Source organism: Acidisoma cellulosilyticum, from assembly GCF_020621385.1.
GTDB lineage: Bacteria > Pseudomonadota > Alphaproteobacteria > Acetobacterales > Acetobacteraceae > Acidisoma > Acidisoma cellulosilyticum.
Window position 1 is genome coordinate 1 of record NZ_JAESVA010000011.1, and the last position, 20,442, is coordinate 20,442.

Sequence of the window (20,442 nt, forward strand, 5' to 3'; positions counted from 1 at the left end):
AGGCCTCCGGCGACGGCGACGCACAACTAGAGGACGATGGAACCCTCACCGGCGATATCCGCTTCCACCTCGGCGACGAATCCTCCTTTATCGCCAAGCGCTGGTAGCTTTTCCGCAGCCTGCTAGAGCGTCTCCTGCTCGCTTACGCTCACCGATACCGCTCTAGATCATTGTTCTTGCGAGCATCGTCACACAGTCAGATGATTCCATCTGACTGTGACCTGCTGTAGGAGAAAGCCCATCATGTCCGATATCCTGGCTCTGTCAGCGCGCGAGATGGCCAGGGCCATCCGGGAACGCCGGCTTTCTCCCGTCGAGACTATGCAAGCGGTCCTGGACCGCATGGATGCAGGCCGCAGTCTGAATGCCTTCATCACTGTGGTAGCGGAGCAAGCACTGGCGGATGCGAAGCGGGCAGAGGATGCGGTGATGCAGGGCGCCCACCTGCCACCGCTTCATGGCATTCCCTATTCCGTAAAGGATCTCCTGAACACGGCAGGGGTTCGAACAACGATGGGGTCCGCATTATTCGCGGACAATATTCCCAAGGAGGACGCGGTCGCCGTTGCGCGCGCCAAGCAAGCGGGCGCAATCCTCATTGGCAAGACAACCACGCCGGAATTTGGCCATAAGCAACTCACCGAAGGACCGATCTTCGGGCTGACGCTCAATCCGATAAACCGTTCAGTGACCTGCGGTGCGTCGAGTGGTGGTGCGGCCGTGGCTTTGGCGGCAGGCATGGGCCCCTTGGCGCTCGGCACGGATGGCGGTGGGTCCATTCGCATCCCGGCCGCGTGCTGCGGGGTTGTCGGCTTTAAGGCGACGCTTGGCGCAATTCCCCATCTTCAGGTCCCCGACCTCTTCTCGGCCAATAGCTTCGCGGGTCCCATGGCCCGCGACGTCGCCGATACAGCGCTGTTCTACGACGTGCTTGCCGGGCCTGACCGTTTGGATCCCTTTGGCCAGGCCAGGCCGCAGCAATGGGCTGGCCCGGATCAGGTGAAAGGGCTGCGTGTCGGCTGGATGCCGCGCTGTGGCAACAGCTTGCTTGACCCCGAGGTGGAGTGGGCAACCCAGGCGGCCGTTCAGTCAATGGCGGAATCGGGCGCCATCGTCGAGCAGATCGAACTCGACTTTGTGAGCCTTGAGCCGCATTTTCTTGTCATGCTGGAATCGGCGATCGCCTCCCGGGTTGCGCCGCGGATGGAGGCGTTTCGGACACGCTTAGACCCGCATCTGATCACGACAGTCGAAGCCGGGCTGCGGCATAGTGCGGTTGATTTGCAGAATGCGGGCGCCGCAAGGTCTGGGATGTTTCGCGAGGTCCAGGCGATGCTGCAGCGTTTCGACGTTATCGTCTCGCCCGTGCTTACCGCCCCACCGGCACCGTTGGACGAACGTCTGCCGGATGGCCCTGTCCTGGTGGCGGGGCAGGAAAGCGGTCGCATTCGCGGCGGTTGGTATCCCTATACTTTTCCCTTCAATCTTACAGGCCATCCGGCGCTAGCGCTTCCATGTGGCAAGACCCAGGCGGGCCTGCCCATAGGGCTTCAGATTGTCGGTGCATGGTATAGCGATCAAACCTTGCTCAAGATCGCGATGCAGGTGGAACAGTTGCTGGCAGGACGCTGGAAGGCGGACGTACATTTGGTTTAGACAAGTCCCGGTAGATTGGGCGGATCAAGATCAAAATAGCCAATGGGGTAGGCCGCTTAGACGCTCGGCCTTCCCGCGCATTCATCGATCGCGATCGTCAAGGGCTTTACGCGGAAGGAGCGGAGATCGGCGCCCCTCAGGCCCGTCAGGTCGCCGATCGCTTCCATTTGGTCCAGAACCCACGTGAGATTATCGAAAAACAACTCAGCCGCTTGGAACGACTACTTCATCCCAGAGGAACCCGCCGCAACCCGGTCTGCGCGTCGGCGGTCCAGCATTCGCTGAAGATCACAGCGCCGTCGATGTCGATATAGTCCACCGCTGCGCGGGCGCCGCGCAGCGTCAGGCGCGCATAGCCATTGTAGCCGATGGTCAGATTCTCATCGTTCGGGTATCGCCTGAGATCGGTGAATTCCACGCTGCATTCCGGATGCGGAGGTCGCGCCGGCGGCAGATCGACCGGCATGCCGCCATGGCCGATGCAGCGGCCATAAGCGGCAATTCCACGCGGCACCGCAAATTCCTCATAGACCGCCATGCGATGCTCATGGCCCCAGAACCACAGCACCGGACGGTCGAAAAATTCGGCGAGCTGCCGCGCCGTTTTGACGTACCAATTATCATAGCGTGAGTAATACTGGTGATGCGTCAGGATAATGATCCCGCGGCGGTCCGTGGGGTCCGGGCACACCGTTTCGCGCAGCCAGGCAATTTCCTCTCGGCGGAGTGCGCAGGAGGGAGAGAAGACGTATTCGACAAACGGCCAGCCGATCGATTTGTAGCCCGTGTCCAGCGCGATGATGCGCCAATGCTCGTTTTCCAGACAGAAGAAGCTCGCTTTCTGCTTCTGCTGCACGCCGCCGATCTTGGGGCCGAGCGTGGGCAGCATGGCGTTGAAATAAGCCTTGCCCAAGGCGTACATTTCATGATTGCCGTTCAGCGCGAAGCGGCCGAGCGAGGCATCAGGCCAGCGGCAGGGCTCATAGAAATTCCGCGGGTTCGGTTGGCCGAGGAAATTCTCCGCAACCTCACCGGGGCCGCCATAATAGTAGACATCGCCGAGATGGATGGCGTAGTGCGGCGCATCCTCTGCCATCCGCTGCGCCACGTCATGGGCCTCGTCGGTGCCGGTGGCCCAGTCGCCGGCCAGCACAAGCCGGACCGTCTCATCGCCGCCGGGCATCCGGTAAATGCCCTGGTCGGGGTCGGACGCGGTATAGGTCTGGAACGGGTGGCGCCGGCCCAGACGCAAGGTGACATAGTTCCAGAACCATTCGAGAAATTTGCCGTTCCCGAAGGCTGAGAGGAGCGGATAGCGGATGGGCTGCAGATCCGCTGTCTTCGGCCGCGGCGCGATCGGCGCGGCGGCTTTCTGCGCAAAGGACAGAAGGGGCGTGCGCGGCAGATTTTGCAAATCCTGCAGATCGCGCCGACCATCCCGGCTGGGTGCTGCTTGTGCTGAGCCGGCATCTTCGGCCAGCATCAGCGCCACACCGCGCTCGGCAAGCGCCGCGATGGTCTTCGACGGATTGAGACCGAGCGCGCGCGGCACGATCGCGCCGTCGAGCACATAGAGACCGGCATGGCCGAACACGCGGCCCGCATGGTCCACCACGCCCGCCGCCGGGCTCGCGCTCATGGCGCAGCCGCCGAGCGGATGTGGTGTCACCAACTGGCGCAGCAGAGACCAGGTGGGCGGCACGACAATCTCGCCGCCCGTGGCCTTGGCGAGACGTCTGTGGATGTCGATCAGCCCATCGATCAAGCCTTCGGATTCGGTAGGGTTCCAATCGAGCGCGAGACTGCGTCGCCACGGTGCCCACCAGTGGCGCGCGAGCCTGAGATGGCCATTGGCGGCATCGATGCCTTGCCCGAACCAGGGCATGACGCCGGGCAGCGGATCGTCCAGCGATGCACCGAGCAGATGACGAAAGAAACGGGCTTGCGGGCCGAAACGGCCGGCATGGCGCGCCTTGGCTTGCAGATAGTTGCGCAGCACGTTCGGGAAGCCGCCATCCTCGACAAAGAAGCGCTTGCCCTTCTCGCTGCCGTCGAGGAAATCGATGGCCGCAGTGATCGTGGGCCCGACCGTCGGATCGATCTTCCGGCCGGCATACACCGCAGGCGTCACGAAATCGCCGTTGGAACTCCAGCCGCGGCCAAGATGCGGGCTGATATCGGGGAGCGTGCGGTAATCGTCGCGCGAGCGCAACAGGATTTCGGTGGAGCCGAGCGAACCCGCGGCCAGAATGACGCGGCGGCCGATCACGGACGACGATACCCGCCGCCCGTCTTCCAGCTTGTCGTAATGCACGCACCAACCGGCCGCCGCCGGCGAGATATGGGTGACGAGCGACAGCGGCTGCACCACCGCGCCGTCCGCTTCGGCCGCCGCGATGTAGTTGAGGTCGAGCGTGTTCTTCGCCTGCACCTGACAGCCGATATCGCAGTTGCCGCAATGGATGCAGGTGCCTTGGGTTTTGCCGAACGGGTTGGTATGCGTCGAGGAGTGACGGGGATTGTGGGCGTCAGGCAGGTCATAGGACCAGCGGTCATCGAAGGTCACGGCGATATCGACCTTGGTAAAGCGCGTTTCCGCGCCAATCGCCGTGGCCGCGTCGCGCATCAATTCGAATCGCCGGGTCAATTGTCCGTCGGGCAATGGGCGCGAGCCCAGCATCTCCGCGACGCGCGCATAATAGGGCTGGAGCACGCCGTGGTTGATCTCTGAGGGCCAGCCGGACGCGAAGACCGAGGGTTTGGCATCGATCGAGACGCTGGCGTAGATCAGCGAGCCGCCGCCGACACCTGCGCCCGCCGCGACCCACATGCGGTTGAGGAAGCGCATGTCGATCCAGCCGTTGTGACGCTCCGGCCGGTTCTGGTCCCAAATCCAGGCATCGTCAGGGCCGCGCGGATATTGCTCTGGCAACCACCGCCGCCCGCGTTCGAGAACCAGCACCGATCGCCCGGCATGCGCGAGCCGGCAGGCGGCGACCGCGCCGCCGAACCCGCTGCCGATCACGACGGCGTCGTAAGGGGCGCTCATATCGATGCCCTGGGGGCGGCGAGGGGACGGCGCAAGACATAGGTGCGCCAAAGCTCGCGAATGAAGAAAGCCGCGAAACGCCAGATGGCGCGGGCAGATTCGCGCGGGGTTTCGCAGCCGGTGGCATGTAGCGTGCCGAGCAGGGCGAGCAGATCGAAGACCCCAAGGCGGAGGATGCCGGCCGCACAGACGGGCCCGTCGGCACCGCCCTCATGCAGCGTGACATAGAGCGTCGTGGTCTCGGCCCAGGCAAGCCAAGGCGGCCCGACACGGACGCGCTTGCGGCCGGCGAGATAGTAAGGTCTGCCGGCTTGCAGATAGGCGATCTCGTAGACCATCCAGGTCTCTTTCGCGTCAGCGGTCGGCGCGAACAGGCGAAAGACGCCGCCCATGCCGGGCAGCGTGAAGCCGGCGCGGGGCGCGTAAAGATGGCCGGTCAACTCCCCGGTATGGGTTCGGTCGAAGACGAATCTGCCGATGTCGCGGATATCGATGGAGGCACGGAGCATGAACGGGACGGCGGCGGGGTCTTTGTAGCCGATCTGCGGGTCGGTCGCGCCGAAAGTCAGCCGGCCTGTCATCGCCTCGCGGAAATTGATGCCGAAGCCTTGCGTCTTCATGCGCGTCGATGCCGGGGCGAGCGCGATGCCGTCCGGCGTCATCGCGGCGAGATAGCGGCTGGCGTCGCGGTAGCCGGAATCAACGAGCGTGGGCGCGTCGATGCGCCCTGCGAGAAAGTCAGGATCGAGCGGCAGCGGATAGACCGGCTTGACGAAATGCACGACGATCGTACGGTCCTGGCCGTATGGGCGCTCGCCGCGCGCGATGGCGGCGTTGAGGGCTGCGATCTCAGCGAATTGGCGGTGCAGGGCGCCGAGCGCGCTCATCTCGATCATATGCACATATTGCTCGATGAGTTTTGTCTTGAACTCCGGCGTGTTGCCGATGCACCAGATCACCCAGAGTTCGTTGGCGCCGGCGCGCACGGGTGCCAGCAGATTGCAATCCTGGATCCAGACCGCATCGGTATACGTCGCGCCGTGGTAATAGACGGGCGGCGTCACCAGCGGCAGCGAGACGCCGGCCAGCAGCAAATCAAGCGACATTTCGCCCTGCGGCACGGCATAGACGATCTTCTCGTCGAAATTGCAGACGTTGAAGGTGGCGCTGACCGAGCTTGCGCGGCGCAGCGCCTCTATATCGACGCCGAGATGGGGGAAGATCTTGTCGCGCAGGCCCGACAGCCCGCCGAGCGCGCCGATGGCGGGAAATTTGAGATAGGCCCGCCACGGCCGCAGCGCCACGAAATCGGTGACGCGCAGGCTACGCCAGTTGCGGCAGAGTGTTTCCGGTGAGACGCCCGACATGAGCGACGCCAGGTTCATGGTGCCGCCCGATGCGCCATCAGCGTAAGAGAAGCGCAGGCCGCTATCGTGCAGCGCCTTGAGCGCGCCGGCCTGATAGGCGACGCGCATGCCGCCGCCCGGCAGGATCAGCGCGCGCCGGTTGGGCGTCTCGGGGGCGATGACGAGGTCAGCGGTCATGCGGCAGGCAAAGATGAATGGCGACCGCGACGAACACGCAGGCCTCGAGCAGCAGAAAGGCGATGAACAGCAGCGTCGGCCGGCCGTCGACGCCCCAGGACCAGCTGCGCGCGAAGACGCCGCCACCGACAATGGCGAGGAAGATCGCCGATGCGCGCCCGCCCGCGAGAATGGCCGGGCGGTAGCCGAAACAGAACAGGCCTGCGCCGAATTCGATGCTTTTGAGGAAGCGATATTGATTGAGCATGGTGGGCGCCGCGCCGGCGGGCCAGCGCGCTGGATCGACATGAAATACGGTCGCCAGTTCCCAGCGCGCCGTGAAGACGCCGACGCAGCCGATGACGAGCAGGAAAGCGGCATAGGCGAACTGCAGGACAGAGGCGATCTTCGTGACGGTTCCGCTCATGGCCGCAGCTGCCGCCAGAAGCGGAAAGTGATGACCGCGGTAAGCCCGTCGAAGGCGGCGACGGCAATCGCGAGGGGACTCATCAAACCGTGTATGACGGCCAGGGCCACCAGCAGGCAGGCGGCGGCCTTCTGCACGCCGATCCAGAAAGGAATGACACGCTCACGCGACCCCGTGGCAAGGCTTTGAAAGAACATCGCGCCGGTGATGATCATGAACATGCCGACGGTCGCGAAGAACTGCGCGCTCAGCGCCGAGGAACCGCGTGCAATCCAGCTGAGCCCCCAGGCAGGCGCGACGAGTTGCGTGAGCCCGGTCAGAACCGTGATGGCCGCGATGAGCAGGAGCAAGGGTCTGAGCCAGACGGTCATTGATCGGCCCTCGCAAGCCAGGCAAGCCGGTAGAACCAGTAGCTCATGGCGCACCACTGCACGACCCAGAGCACAAAGCGCAGGCGGTTCAGATTCGCCCATTCGTGAAAGATCGATTTCAGCTTGGCCGGGTCTGTGATGCCTTGGGCAAGAAGGCCGTTCAGCGGAAGGATGACAGAGACGGTCAGTACCGTCGTCGCGATAATCCCGGCGAGCGTTACGACCGGCACCCAGCGCAGGCCGGAGAGCCACTCGGTCGCCAGCATGATCACGCCGCACAGCAGCATGACGATGGTCATGTAGGTGAAGAAGCGCGTCGCCGCGGTTACCGGGCCGACGAAGATGAACTGGTAATTATCGACGGTGAGATGCGGCTCAATCGGCAGCTGGAAGAACACGAGCGAGAACCCGGTTCCGAGATAGATCGAGCAGCACAGAAGCAACAGCACGTTGTTGAGGAGCAGGAGCCTTGGCATGGTCAGGCCTTGTCGAGATCGAAATTGGGATCGCGGTTCGGCGGCGGCAGCCAGTCCCGGCCATAGCCCAGAGGATAGGTCGCTTCCAGCCCCTCACTGAACGGGGTCGCGGGCGCCTGCCCAGGGGTCACGAACCAGCACTCGAAAAAATCGTCGAGCAGACCGAGAACCGAGGGAATATGGGCGGCAAAGATCGGCTTGGGGTCGACGTCAAGATCGCGGATGATCTGCGCGCGGGGATGGTCGCCGAGCCGCAGCCGCGCGGCGTCCGACCGCAGGAGATGTACGCCGGCCTTGCCCTGGAAATAGATGACTGACTTCATCATCATGTCCCGGAACACGCAGTAATTGGTGGCGCCCATATTGAGCGGCAGCCAGTAGGAAGAGGGTTTGCGCACGTCGAAGCGCGACACCATCTGGCCGTCGAGATCGTATTGCGACGAGACCCATTGCGAACCGGTGAGAAAATCGAGGTTCGCCTGGTGCTTGGGCATGCCCCAGATGCCCTTGCCGCCCTTGACGGAGATTTCCGTCGAAACCGGCAGGTCGAAGACATATTGGCCGGAGCCGAACAGGCTCATCAGAACGGCGGGCAGCAATGGCGGCGCGGGCCGCGCGCCTTTGGTGCAGGCGATGGCGAGGCTGTATTCGATATAGGCGCCGATGTCGGTCAGCCGGTAGTCCACCACGGTGACGAGCAGCACGCCTCGCTTCCACAGTCGGAACGGATGGACATCGCCGGGCGGAATGAGGGCCGCCGCCTTGTCCCAGTCGATCGGAAAGGCCGCGATGATGGCGGAAGAATCGCGGGACTGTACCGGCATGGTGAAGGAGATTCCGTCGACGAAAGCATGTGTGCCGCGCAACCGTTGCTGCCGCGCCGGGATCGCCATGACTTGCCTCCTTTCCGACTTGGGGTTCAGGCCCGACGCAACTCGTCGATGATGAGCGGGAAATTATCCTGGGCGGCGGCCTTGCCGATGAAGACGTCGAGATGGCCGTAGCCGGAAAGTTCGTAGAGGGCGTGCCGACCGGGTGCATGGCGATCGCAGTAATCGAAGCTGCGCTGCTGGCTTTCCGGCTTGAAGCATTGGTTGTTTTGACCTGCGAGGAAAACGAAGCGCGCGTCGGTTTTAGGCGCCTGCGCGTCGAACACACGGGGCAGTTCGGGATGCTTGCCGCTGGAAACGAGCACACCGGCCAGGATGCAGCGGTTCATTTCGCGGAAGAACGTCATCGGCACATGCGCGAATTCGCCCTTGATCCATTCATGCGTGTCCGCGTCCAGGTTCTCGTGCCGCCACAGCGTGGGGAAGCCTGCGCCGAAGGTGAAACTCGACTGTTTGCAGACCGGATTGTTGCACTCGTGATGCAGCGCGCGGACGTAAAAATCGATGACGCTCGGCCAGCCAAGCGGGGCGGAGAGACCCCATTGCGGGTTCAGGTAGGTCATGAAGCGGCCGACGCTGTTGGTCATATAGCGGGACTTGAGATAGGCGAGGGCCGGCACGACGGGATGCAGCGAAACCGCGTTGCTGATGATCAGCGATACCGCGGGGAGCAGTCCGGCGACGGCCGCCATCATAAAGCTCGTCGAACCCTGGCAGTGGATGACGGCCTTGAGGCTGGTCTTCCCGGTGCGTTCCAGGACGGTGCGGACGGCCGCGGGATGGTCGAATACGGCAGCGTCTTCCAGCGTCCATTCATTCGGCGGCAGATCGATGCTGGCGCGCCAGTTCAGCAGCCAGACGTCGAAACCGGCCTCTCGCAGGGCATCCACGAAGGTCTGAGCGACCGGCGGCGTGAAGATATTGGCGCGCACGCCCGCGCCATGCAGGACGAGGACCGGGTCGGATGGGCCCGGAGCGGAGGGCGGGAAATGGTGCAGATTGAGGGGGAAGCCGTCGCCGGCCGTGAACGCGATAACCTCCGCTGCGCAGACGCTGTCCATGATGCGGGTCCCTCAGGATACTGGCAAAAGCGCAAGGCTTCAGACGAGCAGCGAGACGAATTCACGGGATCGTAATGAAAATTCAGCGGCAAGGCAATCTTGTCTGTTGGGTGGAACATTGAAGGACGTGCGGGGGCGGTTTTGCCGGCATCATACAAAAGCCGGACCTGCTCGAATTTGGTTTTTCCTAGAGCGTTTCCTGTTCGCTTACGGTCACAGGTGCTGCTCTAGAGTCCGTCAGGTTTAGTTGGAAACGACCCCTTGCCCCGTCATGGCCGGGCTTGACCCGGTCATCCAGTCCTTGGGCGCCCCAACGAATGGATGCCCGGCTCTGAGGCCGGACATGACGATATGAGGGACAAGCTTCAGTTAAAATCAGACAAACTCTAGTTTATTGTTTTTGCGAGCATCTTCACCTGGACAGATGATTCCATCTGACCGGGATCTGCTCTAGGCCCGCAATGCCAGCAAGCGGCTTAACGACCTTGGATTTGCTCATAAGTAATAGGAAGGAGCGGTTCAATCACCGCCGACACTTCGCCAGAAACAAGAGAAGAAGCCAAACAGCTTCACCCCTCATTCGATCCCTGCGTACAAGGGTCCTGAAAGACGCTGTAAGCCGTGATCAAGCAAATTATTCCTCACCTCGGCCATAAGAGATGATGGAGAGGAAGCGAATTGGAAACTTCACCATCACCTCCGGCCCGTGCGGAGCGTCGGCGTCGAAGAACAGGCTGTCGCCTGGAGACATTGCGTATCGCTTGTCGGCGTGGCGATACACGACCTCGCCTTCGAGCATATAGAGAAACTCGATCCCTGCGTGCTGGAACAGTGGAAAGACGTCGGATTCCGTCGTCAGGGTGATCAGGTAGGGTTCCACCACGACGCGGGACGTCTGATTTCCGGTATAGCCCAATAAATGATACTGGTGGCCGTTGCGGGTGCCGCGTCGCTCAATGGCCAAGCCCTCGCCGGCCTTTACGAACACAACCTCCCGCTGCTCCTCGTACCGTGTGAAGAAGGAGGTTATGGGAACGCCTAGCGCCCTGGACAGGGCTTGCAGCGTCGTCAGTGACGGTGAGATCATACCGTTCTCGATCTTGGACAGCATACCAAGCGAGAGGCCCGCGGCGGCAGCGAGGTCAGCGACCGTAATACCCAACTTGCTGCGGCAGGCACGCACCTCCCGCCCGATCGCGACTTCCAGAATGGCGTCCCGCGCGCCGACCAAGCCGTGCGGGTCTTGGCCGCTGAATTTCCCCGATGGCGGAATTAACGGCGCAGAGACACCTTTGCTGTTGCTCAGATGCTCAACAATCTGCGCGACGCTGTCGGTTCCGGCTTTTGCTTTCGTCGTCACTTTGCTCGCCTTAGCTTAATCTCATCAGGGAGGAGCGCGGCAGACTAGCATGGCGTAGCAAGGCCCGCGATAGAGCCAAGTTTCTTTACAAGAAAAAATTATTCTTTTCGATTGACGGCTTCGCATCGCCTGTGATGCGATGGCGGAGCAGTCTGCCATCGGTGCAATGGGTGAGATTATGTGCGGAATTGTCGGTCTCTTCATCAAAGACAAAGGGCTTGAGCCGCATCTTGGGCAGATGCTGTCGGATATGCTCGGGACGATGTGCGACCGCGGCCCGGACAGCGCAGGCTTTGCAGTCTATGGCGGTTTTGAGGACGGGTTCAGCAAGATCACCGTGCAGTCCTCTGATCCGGCCGGCTTTGTCGGTTTGGCGGATGGCCTGGCGGACAAGCTTGGTGCGCCGGTGCGCATGACCCGTAAAGATACGCACGCCGTATTGCGGTTGGCGGCAAACCTGATACCCGAAGCGCGGGCAATCCTGCGGCTTGACCATCCTCATCTTTGCATCATGGGGATCGGCGACAAAATCGAGATCTATAAGGAAGTCGGCTATCCGACTGAGGTTGCGGGTCGTTTCGCGCTCAGTGCCATGACCGGCAGTCATGGCATCGGTCATACCCGCATGGCGACGGAATCCGCCGTCACCACCATGGGCGCGCATCCCTTCTCCACCGGAGCCGATCAATGTCTGGTCCATAACGGATCGCTCTCCAATCACAACAATCTGCGGCGGGAGTTGAAACGCCGAGGTATGCAGTTTGAGACCGAGAATGACACTGAGGTCGCCGCTGCCTATCTCAGCCAACAGATGGAGCAGGGGCTCAGCCTGGGGGAGGCGCTGGGGCGCGGATTGGAGGATCTGGACGGCTTCTATACGTTCGTCGTGGGCACCAGAAACGGATTTGGCGTGCTGCGTGACCCGATTGCTTGCAAGCCGGCCGTGCTGGCCGAAACGGACCGCTACGTCGCCTTCGGCTCGGAATACCGCGCGCTGGTGAACCTGCCTGAGATTGAGACGGCAAAGGTGTGGGAGCCTGAGCCCGCCACCGTCTATTTCTGGGAGCGTTGATCATGCCGACCATCGATCTAGCGGAAAGCGGTCTGCGTAGCCTCAACAAGCAGTTGCATGACGTCGGGGAAGGCAGCAACGAGACGCATTGGGATATCATCAATCCGCGTGGCGCCCACGCCGTGGCGGTCGGCGTCAATGCCGCTATCGCCATCACCATCCATGGTAGCACCGGCTATTACTGCGCTGGCATGAATCGCGAGGCCCGGATTGTGGTCCAGGGCTCTGTCGGGCCTGGTGCGGCGGAAAACATGATGTCCGGGAGCGTCACCGTGATGGGCGATGCCAGCCAATATGCGGGTGCGACCGGTCAGGGCGGTCTTCTCGTCATCCAGGGCAATGCGTCATCGCGCTGCGGGATTTCGATGAAGGGCATCGATATCGTGGTGCGCGGCAATATCGGCCATATGGCGGCCTTCATGGGCCAGGCCGGGCATCTGGTCGTCTGTGGTGATGCCGGCGATGCACTGGGCGATTCCGTCTATGAGGCGAAGCTCTTCGTGCGTGGATCGGTCAAAAGCCTCGGCGCCGATTGTATCGAGAAGCCGCTGCGAGCCGAACACTTAGCCGTTCTGGAAAAGCTGCTCGGGCAGGCGGGCATCACCGACGTCAAGCCGTCCGAATTCAAGCGCTACGGATCCGCCCGAAAACTCTACAATTTCAGCGTCGATCACGCGGATGCCTACGGCTGAGCCGCTCAAACAAGGTGCCGTCTTCAATGTCCTATACGAATCCGCCGACCGTTCCGCGCAAATCGGCGACCTTTGACGACTATACGCTGTCGGAAATCCGCCGCGCCGCGACGACGGGCATTTACGATATCCGCGGCGGCGGTGCGAAGCGGCGGCTGCCACATTTCGACGATCTGCTGTTCCTGGGCGCCTCCATGTCCCGCTATCCGTTGGAAGGCTATCGGGAGCGGTGCGATACCGATGTCGTGCTGGGCAACCGCTTCGCGCAGAAGCCGCTGCATCTGAAAATCCCCATCACCATCGCGGGGATGAGCTTCGGCTCGCTCTCCGCCCATGCCAAGGAAGCGCTGGGCCGTGGCGCCACTGCCGCCGGCACATCGACCACCACCGGCGACGGCGGCATGTCGACCGAGGAGCGCGGCCAGTCCCAAACCCTGGTCTATCAATATTTGCCCTCGCGCTACGGCATGAACCCGGCCGACCTGCTGAAGGCGGATGCGATCGAAATCGTTGTCGGCCAGGGGGCCAAGCCCGGCGGTGGCGGCATGTTGATGGGGCAAAAGATCACCGACCGTGTCGCGGCCATGCGCATGCTGCCCAAGGGTATCGACCAGCGCTCCGCTTGCCGCCATCCGGATTGGACCGGCCCGGATGACCTGGAAATCAAGATATTGGAGCTGCGCGAGATCACCGATTGGCAGACGCCGATCTACATCAAGGTCGGTGGCGCAAGGCCCTATTACGACGTCGCACTGGCCGTGAAGGCCGGCGCCGATGTCGTGGTGGTGGACGGCATGCAGGGTGGCACGGCGGCCACGCAGGAAGTGTTCATCGAGAATGTCGGTATGCCGACGCTCGCCTGCATTCGTCCGGCCGTGCAGGCGTTGCAGGACCTCGGCATGCATCGGAAGGTGCAGCTGATCGTGTCGGGGGGCATTCGCAACGGTGCCGATGTCGCGAAGGCGCTGGCGCTCGGGGCCGATGCGGTGTCCATCGGCACGGCGGCACTGGTCGCGCTCGGTGACAATGACCCGGCCTATGAGAGCGACTACAATGCGCTTGGCACCACCGCTGGCGCCTATGATGATTGGCATGAGGGGCGTGACCCCGCCGGCATTACGACGCAGGACCCGGAATTGATGAAGCGTCTGGACCCGGTGCTTGCCGGGCGGCGGCTCGCCAATTACCTGAAAGTCATGACGCTGGAAGCGCAGACCATCGCGCGGGCCTGCGGCAAAAGCCATGTCCATAATCTGGAGCCCGAGGATCTCTGTGCTCTCACCGTAGAAGCGGCGGCCATGGCGCGCGTGCCGCTGGCCGGCACGAACTGGATTCCAGGTCAAAATTTCTGAGGACTTCACTCTGAGACGTCTCGAACAGAAAAGGATCTTCCGTGTCGACTGATCTTGCCAGTCTCGCGAAGGAGCGGGGCATCCGCTATTTCATGATTTCCTATACCGATCTGTTTGGGGCGCAGCGGGCGAAGCTGGTGCCGGCATCCGCTATTGCCGATATGCAGAAGGATGGTGCCGGTTTCGCCGGTTTCGCGACTTGGCTGGATATGACGCCGGCGCATCCTGATCTATTCGCTTTGCCCGATTCCAATGCCTGCATTCAATTGCCGTGGAAACCCGAAGTCGCCTGGGTCGCGGCCGATTGCGCGATGAATGAGAAGCCCGTCGCCCAGGCGCCACGCGTCCTGCTGAAAAAGCTGGTGGCGCAAGCCGACGCACAGGGGCTGCGGGTCAAAACCGGTGTCGAGGCGGAGTTCTTTCTCATCGACGCCGATGCCAGCGGTATCTCCGACCCCAAGGATAACGCCGTCAAACCCTGCTACGATCAGCAGGCGCTGATGCGCCGCTATGATGTCATCTCCGAGATCTGCGACTATATGGCGGCACTCGGCTGGCAGCCCTATCAGAACGATCATGAAGACGCGAATGGTCAGTTTGAGATGAACTGGGCGTTCGACGATGTGCTGGTCACGGCCGACCGCCATTCCTTCTTCAAGTTCATGGTCCGCTCCTTGGCCGAAAAGCACGGCTTGCGCGCGACCTTCATGCCGAAGCCTTTCCCGGCGCTGACCGGCAATGGTTGCCATGTCCATATGTCGGTCTGGGATCAGGGTGGCTTCGTCAATCGGTTCTATGACGAAGAGGACGAATTGGGTCTCTCGTCGGACGGAAAATTCTTTCTCGGCGGCATCATGAAACATGCCTGCGGCATGGCGGCGATTACTAACCCGACGGTCAATAGCTATAAGCGTATCAACGCGCCAAGCACGGCGTCGGGCGCCACATGGTCCCCCAATTCCGTGACCTGGACGGGCAATAATCGCACCCATATGGTGCGCGTGCCGGGCAAGGGGCGGTTTGAGTTGCGCCTGCCGGATGGCGCAGCCAATCCCTATCTGCTGCAATGTGTTATTCTCGCGGCTGGGCTGGATGGGATAGCAACTAAGGCTGACCCCGGAAAACGCTGTGATATCGACATGTATCAAGACGGTCCTACCGTGACGGATGGGCGGAAACTGCCCATGAACCTGCTGGATGCGCTGCGCGCCTTTACGGCCGACGAAAGCCTGACTTCCGCTCTTGGGGCAGATTTTTCGGTGAGCTATGCCAAGCTGAAGCACCTGGAATGGAACAGCTATGCCAGCCACTTCACGCAATGGGAGCGGGACAACGCACTCGATATTTGACGCGTGTGATTGACCAGAGCGTTTCCAGTTCGCCTACGCTCACAGATGCCGCTCTAGATTATTGTTTTGCGAGCATCTTCACACAGCCAGATGATGTCATCCGACTGTCAACTGCTGCAGCTAGCATGAAGAAGTCGGGATCATAAGGGCAGGATCCGCCACTGCCTAAACCCTTGGCGCTCGAAATATGATCCTGAAATTTAGTCTTGGACCGCAAGCGTGACGACGGCAAAATAGCCGAGGGTCAGTGGTATTCTGCATGCAGATCGGACGCACAGGATCGTTTTTGCGGGCTCATGATATCAGACCGGTGCACAATCCCCTCGCGTTTTATAGTCTGACTGATCTGTGATCGACGATGCGTGCCGGCACATGGCCAGCGTTCTGCCCGCCTCCAAAGGCAGTTGACTCACGAGAATTGTACGTACAAAGATTGGGGTAAGTCGAATACCAAGACAGCTTTACCTGCGCAAAGATAGGGAGCGGAGGCATGCCTCAAACTAAGTCTAATTTTGTCGTCACAGGCGCCAGCCGGGGCATCGGGCTTGCGGTGTCGTCCAGTCTCGCCGCACAGGGCCATCACGTCATCGGCATCGCCCGCAAACCTGGCAAGGATCCGTTTCCGGGCACATTTTTGAGCTGCGACCTTGGTAGCCTTGAGCAAACCGAGGAGCTTCTGGCGCGGATAGCGCGTGATTTTCACGTTGATGGCATCGTGAACAATGCCGGAATCTCTTTACCGCAGCCGCTCGGAAAAATTGACTTCGCGACATATCAGGCGGTCATGGACCTCAATGTCCGGGCGGCGATCCATCTGACGCAAGGCCTTGTTGACGGCATGAAAACCAAAAAATGGGGGCGGATCGTCAATGTATGCAGTCGCGCCATTTTCGGAGGTCGCGACCGTACAGCCTATGCGGCGGCGAAAAGCGCACTCGTCGGCTGTACGCGCACCTGGGCCCTGGAACTGGCCGAATTCGGCATCACGGCGAATGCCGTGGCCCCTGGTCCGATAGAAACCGAATTATTCCGCGAGAGCCGACCGGTCGGCAGCGAAGCGGAACAGCGGTTGTTGTCAACCATTCCGATGCGGCGCGTGGGTCAACCTGACGAGGTTGCGGCGGCGATCTGTTTCTTTCTGTCCCCGGAAGCGTCCTTCATCACAGGCGAGGTGATGGCCATCGACGGTGGCGGAAGTCTGGGCGGACGATAAGCTTTTGCTTTGATGGGCGTGTGCGCGGAGGATCTTGCGGCGCAGGTTAATCCCCAAGGCAAAGCGATGCTGAACGATACTGTCTGACAGCCTCGACAAGCTCGGCCAAACGCTTGATTGCGCAAGAAAAGGAAGACCCAATGGGCATGCTCGACAACAAGGTTTGCGTCGTCAGCGGCGGGGCAGGGAGCGTAGGATTGGCGTCCGCTTCTCGGTTCCTGCAGGAAGGTGCCAAGGTCATGCTGCTGGACCTGAAGGCGGCAGAGTTGGAAGAGGCCAAGGCGAAACTCCGTTCGGACCATGTCGTGACGCGGGTTTGCGATGCGACGGATAGTGGCGCGACAAGGGCGGCCTATGAAGCGGCGGTCGCGCAATGGGGCAGCCTGGACGTCGTCTTCAGCAATGCGGGCAATCCCGGCCATATCGGGACGCTGGATGACTATTCGGAGGAAGCCTTCGAGCGTACCTTGCTCATTCATGGTGTCGGGGCCTTTCTGGCATGCAAGCATGCACCGTCCTTTATGAAGGAAGGCGGCAGCATCATCATCACATCCAGCGTGGCGGGCGTGCGTGGCGGCGCCGGCATCAATATCGGCTATGTGGCTGCCAAACATGCCCAGATCGGCGTCATGAAAGCCGCCGCACGAGCCGTCGCGGCGCGCGGTATTCGGGTGAATGCGATCTGTCCCGGCGCCATCGATAACGCCTTTCAGACCGGAATCGAAAACCGGATGACGGCGCTGTCCGGCATCGATGTGACCGAACAACTCAACCAGACAATTCCGCTCAAGCGACATGCTCATGCGGACGAAGTTGCAGGCCTGGTCCTGTTCCTCGCGTCCAGCATGAGCAGCTATGTGACCGGTGCAGTTCACATGGTCGATGGCGGTATGATGAGCTGATCATGCTGTCGCGCATCTGGTGACGAGGCAAAAATGGCCGCCGAGAAAAAGCTGACCGGACGCGTGCCACGCGATGCGATCCGCAAGATGGCGCTTCCGCCCATTCCGGAGGATCTGCGCGCGCGTTTCAGAAAGCTCCCGGATGCCACGAGTACCGTCTCCGACGCGATGGATGATCTGGGTTTTTCCGCGGCTATCCCGGCCGCGGTTTTGCCGTGCAACCTCAACGGCCGCACGCATATTGGGCGGGCGGTGACGGTCCGAAACGTCGAACGGGCCGATACCGTGCTGCTGGCCGTGCAGGCGCGCGACGGCGGTATGGGGGAGCATGAGGCCTATAATCTTGCAGAGCCGGGCGACATCGTGGTTATCGAGGGCTTGCTGGGCGTCTCAAATATGGGTGGCCAGTCGGTGACGCTGGCGCATCGCGCGGGTTGTATTGGCGCCATCATCGATGGATCTTATCGCGATCCGCGCGCTTCGGTTGATCTGGCTTTCCCGATCTGGTCCCGTGGGCCTACGCCGATCACAGGCAAGTGGCGCCTGCGCACCACGGACATCAACGGACGGGTGCGGATCGCAGGCGTGGTCGTGGACGCGGGCGATCTGGTTGTCGCTGACGACGGCGGTATCGTTTTTGTCCCCTTCCGACATCTGGAAGCAGTTTTGGATCGCGCTGAGGCGATCGCCGCCGGTGACACACGGCAGAGGGACGATATCGCGGCAGGCATAGATCTCGCTGATCTATCCAAGCGGCAGTACAAATAAGGTGAATGGTCCGGACCCCATGAAGCGTCGTCTATTGCAGCTAGGCCCGCTGCCGCCGAGCATGGAGCGGCGCGCCGCAGAAGTGTATGACCTCACGCCACTGTGGCAGCAGCAAGACCGCGGGGCTTTCCTGCGCCAAAATGCCGGGCATTTCGAGGGTGCCCTGACCATGTCCCGTCACGGCTGCGACGAAGCCGTTTTCCATGCGCTTGGCGCGCATGCTCGGCCCAGTATTGTGGCATGCTTTGGAGCGGGTTTTGAAGGTATCGATCTGACGGCCGCACGGCAAAGCAAAGTTGCCGTCAGTGTCACACCGGATGTTCTGACAGATTGTGTGGCTGATCTGGCCTTCGCCTTATTGCTCGCGTCCGGTCGTCAGCTGATTCAAGCAGCGCGGTTCGTGCAAAATGGCGACTGGGTGAAAAGGCCATTTCCGCTTGCCTTTCGTGTCAGCGGAAAACGTCTCGGCATCGTCGGGCTTGGCCGCATCGGTCAAGCCATTGCGAAACGTGCCGGTGGCTTCGATATGGAGATCGGATATCACGGTCGGCGGAAGCAGCCGGCGGCGCCCTATCTCTTCATGCCGGATATCCTGGCGCTCGCGGATTGGTCCGATTTCCTGGTCGTCGCTTGCCAGGGCGGGCCTGAGACAAGGCATCTGATATCGACCGACGTTCTGAACGCCCTTGGGCCGACCGGTATCTTGATCAATATCGCACGCGGCAGCATCGTTGATGAGGATGCTTTAGTCGCGGCCCTGGCCGAAGGACGGGTCGGCGCTGCTGGTCTCGATGTTTGCGAAGGGGAGCCGCGCGCAAGGGCGGACCTGCTTGCCAGCGATCAGGTCGTCATGCTGCCGCATATCGGCGCCTCGACGCATGAAACGCGCAGTGCGATCGAGACGCTGGTTATGGACAATCTCGAGGCTTTCTTCAAAACCGGCCAGGTTCTCACCCCGCCATCTTAGGAACCATCGAAGGGCAAGCGCATGATCATCGATCATCGTACCTACACTGTCGCGCATGGCCGAATGGCGGAATATCTTGAGCGATATCGGACCATGGCGTTGCCGGTTCAGCTGCGCCATTTGGGTCGCCTGATCGGTTTCTACGTTTCGGATATCGGGCCTTTGAATCAGGTCGTCCATATCTGGGCTTACGAGGACATTGCGGATCGTGAGGCGCGACGCGCGAGAATGGCCGCAGATCCCGAGTGGAAGGCATTCCAGCTCGCTAATGCGGGAATATTCGTCCAGCAGGACAACAAGATCATGAAGCCGACGGTCTTCTCACCTTAGTTGTCTTTGCGAACATGCACTAGCCGCCCGCCACTCCCTGGGTATTGACATAAAGCGCGTAGATCGACGTGCATGAAGCCATGAACAGGCGATTGCGCCAACGACCGCCAAAGCACAGATTGGCGCAGCGTTCTGGAAGGCCAATATGGCCGATCGCCTGGCCAAGCGGGTTGAAGACGCGCACGCCATCGAGTTCAGGATCGCCCATCCCCCAACCGCACCAAAGATTGCCGTCGACATCGACGCGAAAACCGTCCGGCGTTGCCGGCCCTGCGTCGATCAAAACCTTGCCGCCGGATAGTCGCGTGCCATCATCGACCACATCGAAAACACGGAAGACCCGCGGTCGACTGCGCGACTCAATGACATAAAGCTTGCGCTCGTCGGGAGAGAAAGCCAGCCCATTAGGGCCGTTCACGTCCGCTGTCACCACGGTCAGCGCGCCGGTTTGTCCGTCGATTCGGTAGACATGGTCCGGCAGTTCGCGTTCGGCACGCTCGCCTTGATAATAGCCGGCGATACCGAAGGGCGGATCCGTGAACCAGATCGAGCCATCGGATTTTACCACGACGTCATTCGGCGAATTCAACCGCTTGCCGTTATATCTGTCGGCCAGCACGGTGATGGATCCGTCATATTCCGTGCGGGTCACCCGACGTCCACCATGTTCCGCCGTAATCAATCTCCCCGCGCGGTCCCGCGTATTGCCATTCGCATGATCAGAGGGCTGGCGAAAAACCTCGACCTGTCCGGTTTCCTCGCTCCAGCGCAGCATGCGATTATTGGGGATGTCGCTCCACAGAAGACTGCGTGAATCGCCGAGCCAGACAGGACCTTCCACCCAACGGTAGCCGGTTGCGATGCGTTCCACCGCGGCGGGGATAAGACGATACTTCTCGAAGCTCGGGTCTAGAATGCGTATTGCCGGGTCGGGATAGCGCTTGGCCGGTTCTTCCATGGATTTTCTCTGCTTTGGATCGGACG

The 20,442-nt window shown here is 61.3% G+C and carries 19 protein-coding genes; 10 read left to right on the forward strand and 9 right to left on the reverse strand.

The genetic code is table 11. The features are described 5' to 3' along the window. Window positions 1-243: 243 nt before the first annotated feature. Complete coding sequence (locus ACELLULO517_RS22715) at window positions 244-1,656, forward strand: amidase (protein ID WP_227309727.1); 1,413 nt, start codon at window positions 244-246, stop codon at window positions 1,654-1,656. A 226-nt stretch (window positions 1,657-1,882) separates the two neighbouring features. On the opposite strand, the gene ACELLULO517_RS22720 is transcribed toward ACELLULO517_RS22715, so the two are convergent. The 8 genes from ACELLULO517_RS22720 to ACELLULO517_RS22755 all read right to left on the reverse strand — a co-directional run bounded on the left by ACELLULO517_RS22720 (window position 1,883) and on the right by ACELLULO517_RS22755 (window position 10,813). After that, a complete protein-coding gene (locus ACELLULO517_RS22720) occupies window positions 1,883-4,705 on the reverse strand; it encodes a GMC oxidoreductase (protein ID WP_227309728.1) in 2,823 nt (940 codons plus the stop codon). Then, window positions 4,702-6,249, reverse strand: coding sequence for a patatin-like phospholipase family protein (locus tag ACELLULO517_RS22725; RefSeq protein WP_227309729.1), 1,548 nt, complete (start codon window positions 6,247-6,249; stop codon window positions 4,702-4,704). The genes ACELLULO517_RS22720 and ACELLULO517_RS22725 overlap by 4 nt, the downstream gene beginning before the upstream one ends. Beyond that, window positions 6,239-6,655, reverse strand: a complete 417-nt coding sequence (locus tag ACELLULO517_RS22730; RefSeq protein ID WP_227309730.1) for a DUF4345 family protein — start codon at window positions 6,653-6,655, stop codon at window positions 6,239-6,241. The genes ACELLULO517_RS22725 and ACELLULO517_RS22730 overlap by 11 nt, the downstream gene beginning before the upstream one ends. After that, window positions 6,652-7,026, reverse strand: coding sequence for a hypothetical protein (locus tag ACELLULO517_RS22735; protein ID WP_227309731.1), 375 nt, complete (start codon window positions 7,024-7,026; stop codon window positions 6,652-6,654). The genes ACELLULO517_RS22730 and ACELLULO517_RS22735 overlap by 4 nt, the downstream gene beginning before the upstream one ends. After that, window positions 7,023-7,502: a hypothetical protein gene (locus ACELLULO517_RS22740; RefSeq protein WP_227309732.1), complete on the reverse strand. Its 480-nt coding sequence runs from the start codon at window positions 7,500-7,502 to the stop codon at window positions 7,023-7,025. Before ACELLULO517_RS22740 ends, ACELLULO517_RS22735 begins: the two co-directional genes overlap by 4 nt. Window positions 7,503-7,504: 2 nt before the next feature. Continuing rightward, on the reverse strand, window positions 7,505-8,395 hold the full coding sequence (locus tag ACELLULO517_RS22745) for an acetoacetate decarboxylase family protein (RefSeq protein ID WP_227309733.1): 891 nt from the start codon (window positions 8,393-8,395) through the stop codon (window positions 7,505-7,507). Window positions 8,396-8,421: 26 nt separating this feature from the next. After that, window positions 8,422-9,453, reverse strand: a complete 1,032-nt coding sequence (locus ACELLULO517_RS22750; protein ID WP_227309734.1) for an alpha/beta fold hydrolase — start codon at window positions 9,451-9,453, stop codon at window positions 8,422-8,424. Between the two features lie 634 nt (window positions 9,454-10,087). Then, entirely contained in the window at window positions 10,088-10,813 is a 726-nt protein-coding gene (locus ACELLULO517_RS22755; RefSeq protein WP_227309735.1) for a helix-turn-helix domain-containing protein, read from the reverse strand. Window positions 10,814-10,952: 139 nt separating this feature from the next. On the opposite strand from ACELLULO517_RS22755, the gene ACELLULO517_RS22760 reads away from it, so the two are divergent. The 9 genes from ACELLULO517_RS22760 to ACELLULO517_RS22800 all read left to right on the forward strand — a co-directional run bounded on the left by ACELLULO517_RS22760 (window position 10,953) and on the right by ACELLULO517_RS22800 (window position 19,458). Then, window positions 10,953-11,885: a class II glutamine amidotransferase gene (locus ACELLULO517_RS22760; RefSeq protein WP_227309736.1), complete on the forward strand. Its 933-nt coding sequence runs from the start codon at window positions 10,953-10,955 to the stop codon at window positions 11,883-11,885. A gap of 2 nt (window positions 11,886-11,887) precedes the next feature. Then, complete coding sequence (locus ACELLULO517_RS22765) at window positions 11,888-12,577, forward strand: protein GlxC (protein WP_227309737.1); 690 nt, start codon at window positions 11,888-11,890, stop codon at window positions 12,575-12,577. A gap of 26 nt (window positions 12,578-12,603) precedes the next feature. Next, entirely contained in the window at window positions 12,604-13,929 is a 1,326-nt protein-coding gene (locus ACELLULO517_RS22770) for an FMN-binding glutamate synthase family protein (RefSeq protein ID WP_227309738.1), read from the forward strand. Between the two features lie 41 nt (window positions 13,930-13,970). Continuing rightward, the gene (gene glnT, locus ACELLULO517_RS22775; RefSeq protein ID WP_227309739.1) at window positions 13,971-15,278 is read left to right on the forward strand and encodes a type III glutamate--ammonia ligase; all 1,308 of its coding nucleotides are present in this window, start codon (window positions 13,971-13,973) and stop codon (window positions 15,276-15,278) included. Between the two features lie 490 nt (window positions 15,279-15,768). Next, window positions 15,769-16,491, forward strand: a complete 723-nt coding sequence (locus tag ACELLULO517_RS22780; protein ID WP_227309740.1) for an SDR family oxidoreductase — start codon at window positions 15,769-15,771, stop codon at window positions 16,489-16,491. Window positions 16,492-16,631: 140 nt separating this feature from the next. Next, on the forward strand, window positions 16,632-17,393 hold the full coding sequence (locus ACELLULO517_RS22785) for an SDR family NAD(P)-dependent oxidoreductase (protein ID WP_227309741.1): 762 nt from the start codon (window positions 16,632-16,634) through the stop codon (window positions 17,391-17,393). A gap of 33 nt (window positions 17,394-17,426) precedes the next feature. Then, on the forward strand, window positions 17,427-18,161 hold the full coding sequence (locus ACELLULO517_RS22790; RefSeq protein ID WP_227309742.1) for an RraA family protein: 735 nt from the start codon (window positions 17,427-17,429) through the stop codon (window positions 18,159-18,161). A 19-nt stretch (window positions 18,162-18,180) separates the two neighbouring features. Next, on the forward strand, window positions 18,181-19,128 hold the full coding sequence (locus tag ACELLULO517_RS22795; RefSeq protein WP_227309743.1) for a 2-hydroxyacid dehydrogenase: 948 nt from the start codon (window positions 18,181-18,183) through the stop codon (window positions 19,126-19,128). 21 nt (window positions 19,129-19,149) lie between these two features. Then, window positions 19,150-19,458 carry an NIPSNAP family protein gene (locus ACELLULO517_RS22800; protein ID WP_227309744.1) on the forward strand — a complete coding sequence of 103 codons (309 nt, stop codon included), beginning with the start codon at window positions 19,150-19,152 and terminating at the stop codon, window positions 19,456-19,458. A gap of 19 nt (window positions 19,459-19,477) precedes the next feature. Here the strand turns inward: ACELLULO517_RS22800 and ACELLULO517_RS22805 are convergent, their stop codons facing one another. Then, window positions 19,478-20,416: an SMP-30/gluconolactonase/LRE family protein gene (locus ACELLULO517_RS22805; protein WP_227309745.1), complete on the reverse strand. Its 939-nt coding sequence runs from the start codon at window positions 20,414-20,416 to the stop codon at window positions 19,478-19,480. Window positions 20,417-20,442 lie beyond the last annotated feature (26 nt).

What these genes read in the sequence shown, in the direction of transcription:
- ACELLULO517_RS22750 (WP_227309734.1), bottom strand. Translation starts at nt 9,453, where the DNA reads ATGGACAGCGTCTGCGCAGCGGAGGTTATCGCGTTCACGGCCGGCGAC.
- ACELLULO517_RS22735 (WP_227309731.1), bottom strand. Translation starts at nt 7,026, where the DNA reads ATGACCGTCTGGCTCAGACCCTTGCTCCTGCTCATCGCGGCCATCACG.
- ACELLULO517_RS22730 (WP_227309730.1), bottom strand. Translation starts at nt 6,655, where the DNA reads ATGAGCGGAACCGTCACGAAGATCGCCTCTGTCCTGCAGTTCGCCTAT.
- ACELLULO517_RS22765 (WP_227309737.1), top strand. Translation starts at nt 11,888, where the DNA reads ATGCCGACCATCGATCTAGCGGAAAGCGGTCTGCGTAGCCTCAACAAG.
- ACELLULO517_RS22745 (WP_227309733.1), bottom strand. Translation starts at nt 8,395, where the DNA reads ATGGCGATCCCGGCGCGGCAGCAACGGTTGCGCGGCACACATGCTTTC.
- ACELLULO517_RS22805 (WP_227309745.1), bottom strand. Translation starts at nt 20,416, where the DNA reads ATGGAAGAACCGGCCAAGCGCTATCCCGACCCGGCAATACGCATTCTA.
- ACELLULO517_RS22790 (WP_227309742.1), top strand. Translation starts at nt 17,427, where the DNA reads ATGGCCGCCGAGAAAAAGCTGACCGGACGCGTGCCACGCGATGCGATC.
- ACELLULO517_RS22780 (WP_227309740.1), top strand. Translation starts at nt 15,769, where the DNA reads ATGCCTCAAACTAAGTCTAATTTTGTCGTCACAGGCGCCAGCCGGGGC.
- ACELLULO517_RS22795 (WP_227309743.1), top strand. Translation starts at nt 18,181, where the DNA reads ATGAAGCGTCGTCTATTGCAGCTAGGCCCGCTGCCGCCGAGCATGGAG.
- ACELLULO517_RS22740 (WP_227309732.1), bottom strand. Translation starts at nt 7,502, where the DNA reads ATGCCAAGGCTCCTGCTCCTCAACAACGTGCTGTTGCTTCTGTGCTGC.
- ACELLULO517_RS22770 (WP_227309738.1), top strand. Translation starts at nt 12,604, where the DNA reads ATGTCCTATACGAATCCGCCGACCGTTCCGCGCAAATCGGCGACCTTT.
- ACELLULO517_RS22760 (WP_227309736.1), top strand. Translation starts at nt 10,953, where the DNA reads ATGGCGGAGCAGTCTGCCATCGGTGCAATGGGTGAGATTATGTGCGGA.
- ACELLULO517_RS22800 (WP_227309744.1), top strand. Translation starts at nt 19,150, where the DNA reads ATGATCATCGATCATCGTACCTACACTGTCGCGCATGGCCGAATGGCG.
- ACELLULO517_RS22725 (WP_227309729.1), bottom strand. Translation starts at nt 6,249, where the DNA reads ATGACCGCTGACCTCGTCATCGCCCCCGAGACGCCCAACCGGCGCGCG.
- ACELLULO517_RS22720 (WP_227309728.1), bottom strand. Translation starts at nt 4,705, where the DNA reads ATGAGCGCCCCTTACGACGCCGTCGTGATCGGCAGCGGGTTCGGCGGC.
- ACELLULO517_RS22785 (WP_227309741.1), top strand. Translation starts at nt 16,632, where the DNA reads ATGGGCATGCTCGACAACAAGGTTTGCGTCGTCAGCGGCGGGGCAGGG.
- ACELLULO517_RS22715 (WP_227309727.1), top strand. Translation starts at nt 244, where the DNA reads ATGTCCGATATCCTGGCTCTGTCAGCGCGCGAGATGGCCAGGGCCATC.